This is a genomic window from Vibrio mytili (genome assembly GCF_049563345.1).
In the GTDB taxonomy this organism is placed as follows: Bacteria; Pseudomonadota; Gammaproteobacteria; order Enterobacterales; family Vibrionaceae; genus Vibrio; species Vibrio mytili.
In genome coordinates, this window is sequence record NZ_CP110481.1 from 2,411,708 (window position 1) to 2,426,965 (window position 15,258).

Annotated in this window: 16 protein-coding genes and 1 other RNA gene; 8 read left to right on the plus strand and 9 right to left on the minus strand. The window is 44.3% G+C overall.

Annotation, left to right across the window (positions count from 1 at the left end):
* Positions 1 to 51 precede the first annotated feature (51 nt).
* Complete coding sequence (locus ONE56_RS11025) at positions 52 to 258, plus strand: DUF1107 domain-containing protein (RefSeq protein ID WP_041153835.1); 207 nt, start codon at positions 52 to 54, stop codon at positions 256 to 258.
* A gap of 121 nt (positions 259 to 379) precedes the next feature.
* Here the strand turns inward: ONE56_RS11025 and ONE56_RS11030 are convergent, their stop codons facing one another.
* The 3 genes from ONE56_RS11030 to ONE56_RS11040 form a co-directional block, all read right to left on the minus strand.
* On the minus strand, positions 380 to 1,591 hold the full coding sequence (locus ONE56_RS11030) for an FAD-dependent 2-octaprenylphenol hydroxylase (RefSeq protein WP_331439115.1): 1,212 nt from the start codon (positions 1,589 to 1,591) through the stop codon (positions 380 to 382).
* A 67-nt stretch (positions 1,592 to 1,658) separates the two neighbouring features.
* The gene (gene ubiH / locus ONE56_RS11035) at positions 1,659 to 2,837 is read right to left on the minus strand and encodes a 2-octaprenyl-6-methoxyphenyl hydroxylase (RefSeq protein ID WP_423839866.1); all 1,179 of its coding nucleotides are present in this window, start codon (positions 2,835 to 2,837) and stop codon (positions 1,659 to 1,661) included.
* A 22-nt stretch (positions 2,838 to 2,859) separates the two neighbouring features.
* The gene (locus ONE56_RS11040; RefSeq protein WP_041153832.1) at positions 2,860 to 3,438 is read right to left on the minus strand and encodes a YecA family protein; all 579 of its coding nucleotides are present in this window, start codon (positions 3,436 to 3,438) and stop codon (positions 2,860 to 2,862) included.
* A gap of 249 nt (positions 3,439 to 3,687) precedes the next feature.
* On the opposite strand from ONE56_RS11040, the gene ONE56_RS11045 reads away from it, so the two are divergent.
* The 5 genes from ONE56_RS11045 to serA all read left to right on the plus strand — a co-directional run bounded on the left by ONE56_RS11045 (position 3,688) and on the right by serA (position 7,006).
* Entirely contained in the window at positions 3,688 to 3,999 is a 312-nt protein-coding gene (locus ONE56_RS11045; protein WP_041153831.1) for a cell division protein ZapA, read from the plus strand.
* Positions 4,000 to 4,007: 8 nt separating this feature from the next.
* A non-coding RNA gene (gene ssrS, locus ONE56_RS11050) (6S RNA) lies at positions 4,008 to 4,192 on the plus strand.
* Between the two features lie 2 nt (positions 4,193 to 4,194).
* Positions 4,195 to 4,794 carry a 5-formyltetrahydrofolate cyclo-ligase gene (locus ONE56_RS11055; protein WP_331439117.1) on the plus strand — a complete coding sequence of 200 codons (600 nt, stop codon included), beginning with the start codon at positions 4,195 to 4,197 and terminating at the stop codon, positions 4,792 to 4,794.
* A gap of 52 nt (positions 4,795 to 4,846) precedes the next feature.
* Positions 4,847 to 5,503, plus strand: coding sequence for a ribose-5-phosphate isomerase RpiA (gene rpiA, locus ONE56_RS11060; RefSeq protein WP_041153829.1), 657 nt, complete (start codon positions 4,847 to 4,849; stop codon positions 5,501 to 5,503).
* A gap of 270 nt (positions 5,504 to 5,773) precedes the next feature.
* Positions 5,774 to 7,006: a phosphoglycerate dehydrogenase gene (gene serA / locus ONE56_RS11065; RefSeq protein ID WP_041153828.1), complete on the plus strand. Its 1,233-nt coding sequence runs from the start codon at positions 5,774 to 5,776 to the stop codon at positions 7,004 to 7,006.
* Between the two features lie 78 nt (positions 7,007 to 7,084).
* Here the strand turns inward: serA and ONE56_RS11070 are convergent, their stop codons facing one another.
* Together ONE56_RS11070 and ONE56_RS11075 are read right to left on the minus strand one after the other, a co-directional pair.
* The gene (locus tag ONE56_RS11070; RefSeq protein WP_331439118.1) at positions 7,085 to 7,795 is read right to left on the minus strand and encodes an oxidative stress defense protein; all 711 of its coding nucleotides are present in this window, start codon (positions 7,793 to 7,795) and stop codon (positions 7,085 to 7,087) included.
* Positions 7,796 to 7,978: 183 nt separating this feature from the next.
* Entirely contained in the window at positions 7,979 to 8,875 is an 897-nt protein-coding gene (locus ONE56_RS11075) for a LysR family transcriptional regulator ArgP (protein ID WP_041153826.1), read from the minus strand.
* Positions 8,876 to 9,007: 132 nt separating this feature from the next.
* Between ONE56_RS11075 and ONE56_RS11080 the strand changes: the two genes are divergently transcribed.
* Together ONE56_RS11080 and ONE56_RS11085 are read left to right on the plus strand one after the other, a co-directional pair.
* Positions 9,008 to 9,637: a LysE/ArgO family amino acid transporter gene (locus ONE56_RS11080; RefSeq protein ID WP_423839867.1), complete on the plus strand. Its 630-nt coding sequence runs from the start codon at positions 9,008 to 9,010 to the stop codon at positions 9,635 to 9,637.
* Positions 9,638 to 9,664: 27 nt separating this feature from the next.
* Positions 9,665 to 10,147, plus strand: coding sequence for a YbaK/EbsC family protein (locus ONE56_RS11085; RefSeq protein ID WP_423839868.1), 483 nt, complete (start codon positions 9,665 to 9,667; stop codon positions 10,145 to 10,147).
* 47 nt (positions 10,148 to 10,194) lie between these two features.
* Here the strand turns inward: ONE56_RS11085 and mscS are convergent, their stop codons facing one another.
* From mscS to epd, 4 genes are all read right to left on the minus strand, one after another.
* A complete protein-coding gene (gene mscS / locus ONE56_RS11090; protein WP_041153824.1) occupies positions 10,195 to 11,061 on the minus strand; it encodes a small-conductance mechanosensitive channel MscS in 867 nt (288 codons plus the stop codon).
* Between the two features lie 451 nt (positions 11,062 to 11,512).
* The gene (gene fbaA / locus ONE56_RS11095) at positions 11,513 to 12,589 is read right to left on the minus strand and encodes a class II fructose-bisphosphate aldolase (protein WP_041153823.1); all 1,077 of its coding nucleotides are present in this window, start codon (positions 12,587 to 12,589) and stop codon (positions 11,513 to 11,515) included.
* Between the two features lie 155 nt (positions 12,590 to 12,744).
* Positions 12,745 to 13,905, minus strand: a complete 1,161-nt coding sequence (locus tag ONE56_RS11100; RefSeq protein WP_041153822.1) for a phosphoglycerate kinase — start codon at positions 13,903 to 13,905, stop codon at positions 12,745 to 12,747.
* Between the two features lie 162 nt (positions 13,906 to 14,067).
* A complete protein-coding gene (epd, locus tag ONE56_RS11105) occupies positions 14,068 to 15,108 on the minus strand; it encodes an erythrose-4-phosphate dehydrogenase (protein ID WP_041153821.1) in 1,041 nt (346 codons plus the stop codon).
* Between the last annotated feature and the right edge of the window lie 150 nt (positions 15,109 to 15,258).

Sequence of the window (15,258 nt, forward strand, 5' to 3'; positions counted from 1 at the left end):
TTCGTTTAAAACGTAAAATGACTGGGCTAAGTAAGAGAAAGGAAAGTAAATATGAGACTGTTTAAACGCTACACACCCGGTATGATAGCGAAGCACATTAGTCGCCTTTTCAAAGGTAGAATTTATATTTACGGAGTCGGTAGATTTGAGTTTGATAATGGTAAATTAATCTTGCCGGAAAAAGCCGAGCAACGACACTTCCGCGCAGTGAAAGAAATTAATCAAGAAATCATGAAACTCAGATGTGCATACGCTTAGCAAAACATCGATGAACTGAAAGGCTGGAAATCCCAGCCTTTTTTATTGTCCTTGATGGTGTCTTCCGCAGCGATGAACCAGCAAGCAAGTCTGAAACGATCAACTAATGACTGAACTGTGATTACGATTGGCGTGCCAATTCAGGCAAATGCCCCTTCAAGCCAAGCGCACGTTTCATAATTTCATCTTTAGCGCCAGGTAACTGTCCGGCCAAGCTTAAGCCAATGCCACGAACCAACTTCTTCGCAGGATTCTCTCCAGAGAATAAATCACGAAAACCTTGCATCGCTGCGATCATTTTAGCCGCTTCCGCTTTACGCCAGCGTTCATAACTGCGTAAATTGCGTTTGCTACCAATATCGTGGCCTTTGTTCCACAGTGTTAACACTTCTTGCGCCAAGCTAGCGGCATCTAACAAACCTAAGTTCACACCTTGTCCAGCCAGTGGATGAATGGTGTGGGCGGCATCACCAACCAAAGCCACTCTCTCAACCACAAAATCCCGCGCATAACGCATTTTTAGCGGAAAGGCAGCCCGCTCGCCCTGCACTTCGCATACACCAAGACGAACATCAAACTCACTGGTCAAAACCTTATTGAAAGCTTCCTCAGGCATCGCTAATAGCTTTTCCGCTCTGTTTGGTTGCGTAGACCACACAATTGAGCACATATTGGGCTCAGACAGCGGCAATAATGCCAAAGGCCCATGAGGAGTGAAAATTTGACGAGCGATATTCTGGTGAGGCTCTGCCGTTTTTACATTCGCAACAATGGCATGATGACCATAATCCCAATGTGTAAGAGGAATAGCCATTTGCTGACGTAACCAAGAATTCGCGCCGTCGGCCCCAACCACCAGCTTTGCCGTTAAGGCCTGTCCGTTATCGAGTGTTAGCCAACTCTCTTGTTCACCCACGGCCAATGTAGCGCAGTGCGCTGGCATATACAGAATCACATTATCAAGCTTTTTAACTTGCTCTAAAAGCGCCAATTGAATCACTCGGTTCTCAACAATATGACCTAAATCAGGCTGCGCCATACTGGACGCATCAAACTCGATCTTTGCAAAGCTATCTTGCTCCCAGACTTCCATACCGTAGTATGGTGTGGCTCGACGCTGCTCAATACCTTGCCAGATCCCCAGTTTGCGTAACAGGGTTTCACTGGAGCGGCTCAAGGCGGATACGCGGACATCAGGCAATGTACCAAGTCTCTCGTCAGGCACACTCCCCTCGATAACAGCAATACGCAGATCGCTATCCTTGAACGCGGCGGCGAGCGCCAATCCAACCATCCCTCCGCCGATGATGGCGATATCTACACTTTGCATCATTGCTATTCACTACCTAATGACTATTGATGACTCAGTAACGGTAAGTTACCTAGTTTATTTCAGCCGTTTATCGTTTCACTAAACCAAGCGTCTGGCGTAGGAGTGGCTGTTTTAAAAGAGAAAGGTTATCCATCGCGGCTAAAGCGATGTTTCGACCAAATCGCATTGCGGGCAAATCATTTGAAAAAACATGCACCAGTGAGCTCGTTAACCAAATGGTCTCACAACGGTCAGCGTCTCTGCGTTGACTGAAACGCATTAACCCTTGATAACGTCCTGCGTCATCGCGCTGTTTAGCCACTTCTTCAGCCAAAGACATCACATCACGAATGCCCAAATTAAAACCTTGACCAGCAATCGGATGTAAGGTTTGAGCCGCATTCCCTACAATCGCGAAACGGTGAGAAATGTTCTGTTTACGCTGTTTTAGCAGCAACGGATAACTGGCTCGCTGTCCCACTTTTGTCATCGCGCCTAAACGCCAACCAAAATCTTGTTGTAAACGCGCAAGAAAGTCCCGATCAGAAAGCCCCATCACCGTTTCGGCTTGCTGCGGGGACAGACACCAGACCAGAGACATTCGATTATCACTCATTGGCAACAGAGCGACAGGACCATTTTCAGTAAAACGCTCAAATGCTCGACCTTGATGTGCTTCTTGCGTAACAACATTGGCAATAACTGCCACTTGATCAAAGTCGTGCTCAACCTGAGTTAAACCGATTAGTTGGCAGCATTGTGAAACTGCCCCGTCAGCAGCGACAACTAACTTAGCGGTTAGCGTCTCTCCACTACTTAACGTCACATTTGTGAAGTCTTGCTCACGCGCGATAGACGTAACCGAATCTGGACAGAAAAAGTCGATCGTCACACGCTCAGTCAGCAAGGCTTGGTATACTCGACCGACGTCCGCCAACTCCACAACGTAACCAAGCGCCTCAACCCCAACCTCTTGCTTGGTGATAGCAGTCATTCCTGCGTGAAAACGATCCGAAACATGGATGTGTTCAATCGGTGTCGCAAAGGGTTCAAGCGCAGACCAAAGCTGCAAATGGCGCAATAAATTTACCGTACCGTAAGATAAGGCAATCGACCGTGAGTCAAAGCCTGGATGTGCATCCGACTGCACCTTAAATGGCTCGACGACTGCGATGCGCATATCACCTTGGGATAAATGTTCAAGGGCCAACGCCAATGTCCCCCCCGCCATGGCTCCACCTGCAATGACTACATCATACTGTCTCATGCTTACCTCTGAAACTCGACGATTAATGAATAGTAGGCTGGCTGACGTTACTCTTTGGGCGAGCACCAAGCTCTGCATGGATAGTCAAAACACACGCTTTAATGTGTTCAATAACCTGCTCCAGCAGTTGGGCTTGCTCGTCAAGGTCATCGTCTTCATCAATGCCCAGCTTGGCGATTTCTTCGAGATCCGCTAAGGCTTCTTTTACATCATCAGAGGCTTTATTCAACGAAACGCCTGATAAACCGAGGCCTGAAATAAAATGATTTACGAAGTCAGAAACACTGTCAGCCAATGCAAACAAGCCTTCTTCACCCGGCTCATCTGGCAATAATAGCGAGAGCTCCATTGATGTACCAGTCAGCTCATCGACACTGACTTTAAATATACTCTGTGCAAAGGATAGCGCTGTGCTTGGCCACCCCATTCCATCATTGGTGTAATCAAACAAAATCGGTTGCCAAGTTTGATCGTTTACTGAGAGCCCTCCACTTAGCATGCCAATAAACAAGCCATGTAACTCTGCAGGAGTCACCGCCAGGCTTGCAGATTGTAGCTCAGCAGCAATAGATTGATATTCTGGAAGGGTGATTTCACTCATAACTCGACTCATATTTGCTTAACATTATATCGACGTATCGTACCATCAAGCCCTGTTGTCTGAAACGACTATCAAATTCAATTTTGGACAGCATTTGTTCGATTTGACCATTTCCTGTGTGATCGCTTCATCATTTCTTTCTCTGTAATGGGAAATGCTTGAATCTTAATAGCGGTTTTTCTATAGTTTCTCCCTCGGTAGTTGTACGATACAACACCTTAGATAGCGCGAGTATAGAGTTTATTCATCATGAGCAATCAAGCGATCGACGTTGAAATACTAGGCAAAGTTACACGAGTGAACTGTCCTACGGGGCAGGAAGATTCTCTTGCTGCAGCAGCAAAAGATCTCGATCGACGATTGAAAGAGATGAGCGAACGTACTAAGGTAACCAATGAGATTCAGCTACTGACGTTTGCCGCTTTAAACATTTGCTATGAGTTGCATACCAAATCATACGAATCTAACGGTCAACAAAGAGAAATCACTGAGCGAATGGAAAAGCTCACTGCGTCTTTAGAAAACGCATTAAGTAAAGTTACGCAAGGACAGCAGCAGTAGTTACAAAATTTACCCTGGGGTGTGCGTCAGCAGGATGTAAGTCCCTGAGCCGATAAGCAATACCTAAGGGTTGGTACTTGATAGCTATTGAGCAAGCTCGGCATGCACCGAGAAGCCTACGGTTATCATTGCTGATCCGCCTTGAACCAGCTGGTTCAAGGGCCACAATCCTCAACGGCACCCTGGGGTACTCCTATGTTAGAACTTACGCGTCAAGATTTTCGTAAACTTATCCGTGAAAAGCGCAACGCGCTGTGCAGTGATACTCAGTTTCAGGCTGGGCTAGACCTCATCTCTCAATTTTCGCAATTACCCGAAATCCAAACCTCACAGCATATTGCTATCTACTTATCCGCCGATGGCGAGCTCGACACCAAACCTCTGATTGAATGGTTATGGCAACAGGGAAAGTCCATTTATCTTCCTGTTATCCACCCTTTTGCTAAAGGGCATCTGCTGTTTCTGCAGTATCTGGATGACGATCAGTTGATATACAACAAATACGGCATTTTGGAGCCTAAGCTCGATATACGCCACCTCAAACCAGTACGACAACTCGATCTTATCTGTACGCCATTGGTTGGTTTTGACAGTATCGGGCACCGTTTGGGGATGGGAGGCGGTTATTACGACCGTACACTCGCGCACTGGTTTACGACCGGAGAAGGCGCCATACCTATTGGCATCGCTCACGACTGTCAACATGTAGACAAGTTACCAATTGCAAGTTGGGATATCCCTTTACCAAAGATCGTGACGCCAAGCCGAATCTGGCAATGGGAAAGTGACAAGTAAGCCGCTATAATCACGCCGCAAATGTTAACGAACATCTATTCAGGAGATTGGCATGACTCAAGATGAAATGAAGAAAGCGGCTGGTTGGGCAGCACTAAAATATGTTGAAAAAGGCAGCATTGTCGGTGTTGGCACAGGCTCTACCGTGAATCACTTCATCGATGCACTCGGTACGATGAAAGACGATATCAAAGGTGCCGTCTCTAGCTCTATTGCTTCTACTGAGCGTCTTAAAGAACTTGGTATTGAAGTATTTGAGTGTAACGACGTAATTAAGCTGGATGTTTATGTTGATGGTGCGGATGAAATCAACCCAACGCGTGACATGATCAAAGGTGGTGGCGCAGCGTTAACTCGAGAAAAAATCGTTGCCGCGATCTCGGATAAGTTTGTCTGTATCGTCGATGGCACTAAAGCCGTTGATGTATTAGGTAAGTTCCCTCTTCCTGTTGAAGTTATTCCAATGGCGCGTTCATACGTGGCTCGCGAACTGGTCAAGCTCGGTGGCGACCCAGCATACCGTGAGGGTGTTGTGACAGATAACGGCAACATCATTCTCGACGTACACAATATGCAAATCACCAATCCAAAAGAGATGGAAGACAAAATTAACAGTATCGCAGGTGTTGTCACTAACGGGCTTTTTGCTCATCGTGGTGCTGACATCGTGATTACAGGTACACCTGAAGGTGCAAAAATCGAAGAGTAAATAACATCAACTGTCTCATATTTGACTCAGTTTTTGTCATTTCATTACATACGGTGCAGCAATGCACCGTTTTTGTTTCTTTTCCCGCAGAAAATTATTCCTTATTCCGTAATTTTCTTACCCAAAGCGTTTTTTTTTTGTTACTTTATTGAACAGAAGACGCACAAGGAAACGTTTGTCTCCCAATAAAACTATTAACTATCCCCTTTTTAATGGTTTTGCCCAATGTGCGCCACATTAGCCCACCTTTCCATTTAAAGGACGAGAAAAATGGCCAAAGTTTCACTGGAAAAAGACAAGATTAAGATCCTCTTACTTGAGGGACTGCACCCTTCTTCTGTTGAAGTACTGCAAGCAGCTGGTTATACCAATATTGAATATCACAAAGGCTCACTTCCTGAGGAAGAATTGATCGAAGCTGTCAAAGATGTGCACTTCATCGGTATTCGTTCCCGCTCGAACCTAACTGAGAACGTGATCAATGCGGCGAACAAGCTGGTGGCTATTGGCTGTTTTTGTATTGGCACTAACCAAGTTGATCTAAATGCGGCCGCCAAGCGTGGTGTGCCAGTATTTAACGCACCTTTCTCAAATACACGAAGTGTTGCTGAACTGGTTCTAGGTCAGATTCTATTACTACTTCGTGGTATTCCAGAGAAGAACGCACTAGCACATCGCGGTATCTGGAAAAAGAGTGCGGACAACTCTTACGAAGCACGCGGAAAGCGTCTTGGTATCATTGGCTATGGTCACATTGGTACCCAGCTAGGTATCGTGGCCGAAAACTTAGGTATGCGAGTGTACTACTATGATATCGAGAATAAACTGTCTCTCGGTAACGCAACACAAGTGCACACCATGACAGAGCTTTTAAATAAATGTGACGTCATCTCACTGCATGTACCAGAAACGCCTGAAACCAAAAATATGATGGGCGAAGCTGAGTTTGCCCTAATGAAGCCAGGAGCCATTTTCATCAATGCTGCGCGTGGGACCGTTGTAGATATCCCAGCACTATGCCAAAGCCTAGAAAATGGTCACCTTTCAGGTGCCGCTGTGGATGTTTTCCCTACTGAACCGAAAACCAACGCGGATCCATTTGAAACGCCATTACAAAAATTCGATAACGTGATTCTTACTCCACACGTAGGCGGCTCAACTCAAGAAGCGCAAGAAAATATCGGTGTTGAAGTTGCAGGTAAGCTGGCTAAGTACTCAGATAACGGCTCAACACTTTCAAGCGTGAATTTCCCTGAAGTATCATTGCCTGAACATGGTGGTGAATGCTCTCGTTTATTACATATACACAAAAACCGTCCAGGTATTCTTACGCAGATTAACACCATCTTCGCAGAAGAAGGCATCAACATCGCGGCGCAGTACCTACAAACAGCGGCAGAAATTGGCTATGTAGTCATCGATGTTGAGACAGAACGCTCTGAAGAAGCACTCACTAAGCTTAAAGGAATCGAAGGTACTATCCGTGCTCGTATTCTGCACTAAGTCCGTGTGATACAAATGATAAAGGCAGGGATTTCCCTGCCTTTTCTTTTTGTTCTCTCACAACCAGAGAACGCGATGTTATTTGAGGCGATAAACCACATCAACTTGGTCACGAATCACCATCGTTGAATCCTGATAGCTATCAGCGTTACGCTTACTATCCATCGCCATAGTTCGCATAAGCACAGGCTGATCATTAACTTGGTTGTAATGAATTTGCCAGATATCGCCTAGCTTTTTATCAAATCCAGTCGCGAGCGACCGTGCCTTTTCTCGCGCATCTTTGATTGCAGCGACACGCGCTTTCTCTTTATACTCTGCAGGATTGCGGACTTTAAGCTGAATATTATCTACTTGATTAATACCAGCTTGAAGAGCCAGGTCCAAATAGTGATTCAACTGGCTTAATTCCGTTACGGTAACGCTAACTTTGCGAGAAGCCCGGTATCCCACTAGTTCAGCCTTACCCGATTTCGGGTAATGATACTGAGGCGCTAGATACAAATTCGTGCTAGTCACTTGATCTTTCGATAACCCAGATTCGGATAAAGTTTTCAAAAACTCATCAACAGAATCATCAACAGATTGTTTTGCTTGCTCTGCTGTCATCGTTGTATCCACCACTGTCACGGAGAATGTCGCCATATCAGGTGTAGCGACTACCTCGCCAAACCCTGTTGTTGTAACGTGAGCGAACCCAGGGCTTTGCTCTGATACTGCCGCCCCCGCTACTGCTGGTATGCTAGATAAACTAAATGCCGCAGTCAGTAAACACAAATACCGTTTCATTACACAAATCCATCCATTAATCACACTGAACCTAATCTATTGGTTTATTGTTAATAATAAGACCTTAAGATAATTATCCAAGCGCCGCTATTCACTCCTAACATAACTTTAACTGTGTAACTTTGCTGTAATTTTAATCAAGACAGGCTGAAACAAGGCAAAACATCTTCAAAAACATTAACTTCACTGTGGTAAATGTCGCTGAGCATAGTTGACAATTGATTCAGATATTTCTTGTAAAACGCCCGTTTCCAATTGCCAGTGATGCCAATAAATACGATTGGTCATCAAAAAACCCGGAGTGATATCAACCAACAAACCTTGTTCTAGCTCATCCGTAATCTGCAGACTTGGGATCAAGCAGTACGCGACTCCCGCTAGCGCCACTTTTAGAAACGCTTCAGAGCTGCTGATATTGTGGTGAATCACACTATCGGGGCGCAGGTTGAAATGTTCCGTAAGAAACTTTTTGTGTAACTCGTCATACTGGTCGTAAGACACTGCCGGCGCTTGGGCTAATGTGATGTTATTTACGCCAGCGGAAAAATAACGCTGATAAAACTCAGGGCTTGCTACACACACATAATCAACACGGCCTAAGTAATCCGCCCTGCACCCCGGAATCGCTTGTGACTCTAAACTGATTGCCCCTGCTACCTCGCCACTTTTTAACTTCTCAATTGATCGCGACTCTCCATAAATGGTCAGCTTTAACTCAACTTGACGTGTTTTCATGACACCTTGTAAAGCGGGCAATAACCAGGTTGACAAACTATCCGCATTCGTCGCTAAGGATAGCTGTACAGGACGAGCACTCGTGTCATTGGTGAGTTCAGGAAGAATCTCATGTTCTAACAAACGAACTCGACGGTACAATCCCAACAACTTCTTGCCGATTGGTGTTGGCTTTGGAGGTTGTTCACGAATCAACACCGGTTGTGCCAAAAACTTTTCTAACTGTTTAATCCGTTGAGAAACCGCAGATTGAGACACATACAGGTTATCAGCTGCGCGCTCAAAACTGCCTTGATGAACCACCGCATCAAGCGCTTCTATCCATTTATAATCCAATCCACGCATCAGCACGACTCCAAACTCAAACCGAAATAAGTATTGCTAATAATATATTAAAATCATTAATTATACTTATTTAAGCAAAAGATTTATCTTCCAAACCTCGTTCGTTACATTATTATTTTTTTGAGGTGAGTTGTGAGTTTTTGGGTGTTATTACAAGGGTTTGGTCTAGGTGCATCAATGATAATTCCGATCGGAGCACAAAATGCTTATGTCTTGAATCAAGGAATAAAACGTAATCACCATTTAACGACAGCGACCATTTGTAGCATATTGGATATGTTATTTATTTCGTTGGGTATTTTTGGAGGTGGTGCGCTACTATCCCAAAATGAACTCTTACTTACTTTAGTAACAGTAGGAGGCATCGCCTTTTTAAGTGTTTATGGCTACCTCTCACTTAGAAGTGCACTAAAGCCCACTAAACAGTCTGAGTCGACACATGAAGTGACCGCTCGTGGACGACGCACGGTGATTTTAGGTGCGCTCGCAGTGACCGTACTTAACCCACACCTTTATTTAGATACCGTGGTTATTCTCGGCTCGATTGGAGGGCAGTTTGAAGGTAGTGACCGCTTTGCGTTTGCTATCGGCACCATCATGGCCTCATTTGTCTGGTTTTACGCACTGTCTCTCGGTGCGGCTAAACTCGGCCCTACGTTGTCGAAGCCAAAAGTAAAAAAAGGTATCGACGTTGCAGTAGCCATGATGATGTTCACCATAGCCTGCGTCTTGGCTAACGAGTTGATTGAGAAGTATTGGTAATCACTAGATCTAGAGGACCGTCAATACATGAAGTCGTTAAAACAAATTTATCACCTTAATAGAGAATGGCTTAGTGCGCTTTCTATTCCTTTTAGAGAGTGGCAGCACGAGGCAATTTTAGATTTCGACACGGACGTAAGAATCGCCGAAGAACTCGGTTGGACAGGTACTCACACCAAGAGTTTGTTCATCAAATTAAAAGGAGGGGGATATGCCGTTTATCTGACAGATAAAGACTCTCGTCTCGATGCCAAGCAGATAAAGCGTGTGACAGGAAAACGCCCTTCGATATGCCACGATGAGGAAATGACAGATGTGCTAGGGTGCATTCCCGGTGCAGTATGTCCGATTGGCTTGCCAGAACATGTCTCGATTATTGTAGATACGGCTCTCTACCAACATGAAGAGTTACTTTATACTCCAGGCCTGCCAGAGTTTACTTTTGGTCTTGCTGGGAAAGACTTGCAGCGCCTATTAGCTGCCAGAAACAACGTTCTTTACGAAATATAAAAAAGCGAGGCTTAACGCCTCGCTTTCTAAACACTCAATGCCGTAAATTAAGCATCGACTTTGTTCAGATGAACATCCATTTGCGGGAATGGAATTTCGATACCGTTTTCATCGAGCGCTTCTTTAATGCCTTGCATTGCATCAAAATACACACCCCAGTAGTCCGCAGTTTTAACCCAAGGACGAACAACAAAATTCACTGAAGAATCGGCAAGAGCGAGCACACCGATTGTTATATCTGGATCTTTCAAGATGCGCGGATCTTTTTCCAACGTTTCACGAATCACTTTTTTGGTAAGTTTAAGATCAGCCTTGTATGAGACACCAATCACGAGATCAACACGGCGCGTAGCGTGACGTGAGTAGTTGGTGATTGCACCACCAATCACGCCAGAGTTAGGCACAACAACCATTTTGTTGTCTGGCGTTTTTAGTACGGTTTGGAAAATTTGGATGGCTTCTACACTACCCGCCACACCGCCAATCTCTACGTAATCACCTGATTTAAATGGACGGAATGCAACAATCAGCACACCAGCTGCAAAGTTTGAAAGAGAACCTTGTAGAGCAAGGCCAACAGCCAAACCTGCCGCACCGATAACAGCAACTACTGATGCAGTTTGAACACCAAGGCGACCAAGCGCTGCAATCAACACGATAACGAATAGTAAGTAACGAACAAGACCGTGAACGAACTCCACGACCGCCTTATCCATGTTTTTCTTTTCAAGTACTTTAGAAACGCTTCCTGCCACTGCTTTTACGATCATGTTACCGATAAACAGAATAATCAGTGCGGAAATAATGTTTACACCATACTGAACCAGTAAGTCTGAGTTGTTTGAAAGCCAGCTCTCAGCCTTACTCAAGCCGTCAGTTAAAGTGGTATCGATACCCATCGATTCACCTGCCATAATTCTTATCCTCAAATATAAAGATAGTTCAATCCAATTGCCGCCAACGAATGAGTCCGTTTTTTAAATGACTCTTATCTATAACAACGTTCTATTGTTCTACTGAGCTGTGTCAGATTTTTGTGAACGATATCTCAACTCTGACTTGTTGCATAGACTTAGTTGAGCAAAGACATGCAAAACAAGGTGTTATCAGAAAATTCCTACATCGAACTGTTATAGGTTACGCAAAGTCAATACATTTCGCCACTTCTATTACTCACATTCTCACAAAGCGTTTAAAAAAGAATCTCAAACGCACAAATTTTAATCTTATTCATATGAGTGCATTTACTTGCTAACAACCAAAGCAACATCACTTATACCAGTCACAGCAAATAAGTACTTAGAAATAGAACAAAAAAAAGCCCGCTCAATGAGCGGGCTTTATAAAAACGTTAATTCTTAAGAATTAAAGTACGTCAACAGCGTTAAGGTCGGCAAATGCTTTCTCTAGACGAGCAACCATTGAAGCTTGACCTGCACGTAGCCAAACGCGTGGATCGTAGTACTTCTTGTTTGGTGCATCTTCGCCAGTAGGGTTACCGATTTGACCTTGTAGGTAATCGTGGTTTTCCGCTTCGTACTGACGGATACCATCCCAAGTTGCCCACTGTGTATCAGTATCGATGTTCATTTTGATAACACCGTAACCGATAGACTCTTGGATTTCTTCTTGAGAAGAACCTGAACCACCGTGGAATACGAAGTTTAGAGAGTTAGCAGGAAGACCGAACTTCTCAGAAACGTACGCTTGAGAGTCACGCAGGATAGTTGGAGTTAGAACAACGTTACCTGGCTTGTAAACACCGTGTACGTTACCGAAAGATGCTGCGATAGTGAAACGCGGGCTAACTGCGCTTAGTTTTTCGTAAGCGTATGCAACGTCTTCTGGAGAAGTGTATAGCTCAGACGCGTCCATATCAGAGTTGTCAACGCCATCTTCTTCACCGCCAGTACAACCTAGTTCGATCTCTAGAGTCATGTTCATCTTAGCCATACGCTCTAGGTATTTAGCACAGATTTCGATGTTCTCTTCTAGAGACTCTTCAGAAAGGTCGATCATGTGAGAAGAGAATAGAGGCTTACCAGTTTCAGCAAAGTGTGCTTCACCAGCATCTAGAAGACCGTCAATCCATGGAAGAAGTTTCTTAGCTGCGTGGTCAGTATGAAGAATTACTGGCACACCGTAAGCTTCAGCTACAGTATGAACGTATTTCGCACCAGCTACAGCACCAAGGATTTGAGGACCTTGACCTTCAAGTTTAACGCCTTTACCAGCGAAGAAAGCAGCACCGCCGTTAGAGAACTGAACAACAACTGGAGCTTTCACTTTTGCTGCTGCTTCAAGTACTGCGTTTACAGAATCAGTACCTACAACGTTTACCGCTGGAAGTGCGAAGTTGTTTTCTTTTGCAACTTCAAATACTTTCTGAACGTCATCGCCAGAGATAACACCTGGTTTTACGAAGTCGAAGATCTTAGACATGGATGTAATCCTATTTATCTGTCGTTTTTTAAACAAAACTTGTTAAGTTGAAAATCTTGCAAACGTTTGCTCACAACTAAGGCTATTCTAGCAGAGTTCCTTATGCGTTGCAGCAAACAAGAAAGCGGGTGAATCATTCCCCCGCTTTCTATTAATTATTTAGCGCGTGCTTCTAGCATTTCTACAGCTGGAAGTACTTTACCTTCTACAAACTCAAGGAAAGCACCGCCACCAGTTGAGATGTAAGATACGTCTGCTTTGATGCCGAATTTATCGATAGCAGCTAGCGTGTCACCGCCACCAGCAACAGAGAAACCTTCAGAAGCAGCAATAGCTTCAGAAATTCCTTTAGTACCCGCTTCGAAGTTCTTGAATTCGAACACGCCTACAGGACCGTTCCATAGGATAGTCTTAGCGTTCTTAAGAATTTCAGCCAATGCTGCTGTTGAATCTGGACCAAGGTCGAAGATCATGTCGTCGTCTTGTACTTCAGAAACGTCTTTGATTTCAGCTTCAGCGTTCTCGTCGAATGCTTTTGCACATGCAACGTCAGTCGCAACAGGAATTGCACACTCGTCCATAAGCTTCTTCGCTGTATCAACTAGGTCTGCTTCGTATAGAGATTTACCAACGTTGTGGCCAGCAGCCGCAATGAATGTGTTGGCGATACCACCACCAACAACAAGTTGGTCAGCGATTTTAGATAGAGATTCAAGAACAGTCAGTTTAGTAGAAACTTTTGAACCGCCTACGATAGCAACCATTGGACGAGCTGGCTTGTCCATTGCTTTACCTAGTGCTTCTAGTTCATTTGCTAGTAGAGGACCAGCACACGCAACAGGCGCGTGCATGCCTACACCGTGAGTAGAGGCTTGTGCACGGTGAGCAGTACCGAATGCATCCATTACGAATACATCACATAGTGCTGCGTATTTCTTAGATAGCTCTTCTTCGTTTTTCTTTTCGCCTTTGTTAAAGCGAACGTTTTCAAGAACAACAAGCTCACCAGCATTTAGCTCAAGGCCATCTAGGTAATCTTTTGCTAGCTTAACTTCGCAATCTAGTGCGTCGTTTAGGTAGTTAACAACAGGTTGTAGAGAGAACTCTTCAGCGTATTCACCTTCAGTTGGACGACCTAGGTGAGAAGTAACCATTACTTTAGCGCCAGCTTCTAGGCAGTGCTTGATAGTAGGAAGAGATGCAAGGATACGTGCATCTGAAGTTACTTTGCCGTCTTTAACTGGCACGTTTAGGTCAGCACGGATGAATACACGTTTACCCGCAAGATCCAGGTCAGTCATCTTGATCACAGACATGATTTGTCCTCTCAAATATTTAATAATTAAAGTTTTTGAAAACTCGGCAACCCTGCCAAGCCTGTTAATTCGTTAAACTGGTTATTGATATGGAGATACATCTGATTTATTTCAAGCCTTAAAATAAAAATTCTCCATCACTTTTTCATCATGACGCAAAGCTTATGAAAAAGCGTCCATTGCTAATGCGGTATCCAGCATCCGGTTAGCAAAGCCCCATTCGTTATCACACCAAACAAGCATTTTTACCAATTGCCCGTTACTCACTCTGGTTTGGGTTCCATCAACAATCGCACTATGAGGATCGTGGTTGAAGTCTATGGAAACGAGTGGCGATTCAGTATAGTCAACAATGTCACGTAATGTACACTGAGATGCCTTAACAATGGTTTGATTTACGTCATTAACTTTCACATTTGTACTTATTGTGACGCTTAAATCCATTGCAGTCACGTTAACTGTCGGTACTCGGACAGAAATCGCTTCAAATTTGTTGGAAAATTTCGGGAAGATTCTTTCAATTCCTTTATGCAACTTGGTGTCAACTGGAATAATTGACTGGCTTGCGGCCCGAGTTCGCCGCAGATCACTGTGGTAAGCATCAATGACTTGTTGATCATTCATGGAAGAGTGAATGGTTGTTATCGTGCCAGATTCAATCCCGAAAGCTTCATCCAAAACCTTAATAATAGGAACAATGCAGTTGGTCGTACAAGAACCATTTGAAACCACTTTGTGTTCAGCTTTGAGTGTATCGTGGTTCACACCATAGATAATGGTGTTATCGATATCGGCAGAAGCTGGGTGAGAAAATAGTACTTTTTTAGCACCTGCAGCTATGTGAGCAAGCCCGTCAGATTTTGAACCGTAGACGCCGGTACAATCCAATACAATGTCTACGTCAAGATCTCGCCATGGAAGTAGTTCAATTTCAGCGAGATGAAGAATTCGAATAGAATCATATTCACCCGAGTTCTGCTTTGAGCAGCCATGGTGAATATGTAAATGCTCTTGGTCATGGGTGACTTTCTTGCCAAAACGACCATGACTGGTGTCGTATTGAAGTAAATGGACCATGGCCTCGGGCTGAGCCAACTCGTTTACCGCGACAACCTTTATTTGCTGATGCTTCCCGCTCTCATATACAGCTCGCAGAACATTACGACCTATACGTCCAAATCCATTGATCGCAACCTTTAGCATTTATCCTTCGCTCTAGCAGAAATTTCGTGTCACAAATAGTACCCGATGAGAAACGAAAACGCATTAAGTAAGTGACGTTTACCTTCTCTTCAAACACAAAAAACCGAGCACATGTGCTCGGTTTTTTCATTGCGTTTTTATCACGCTAAA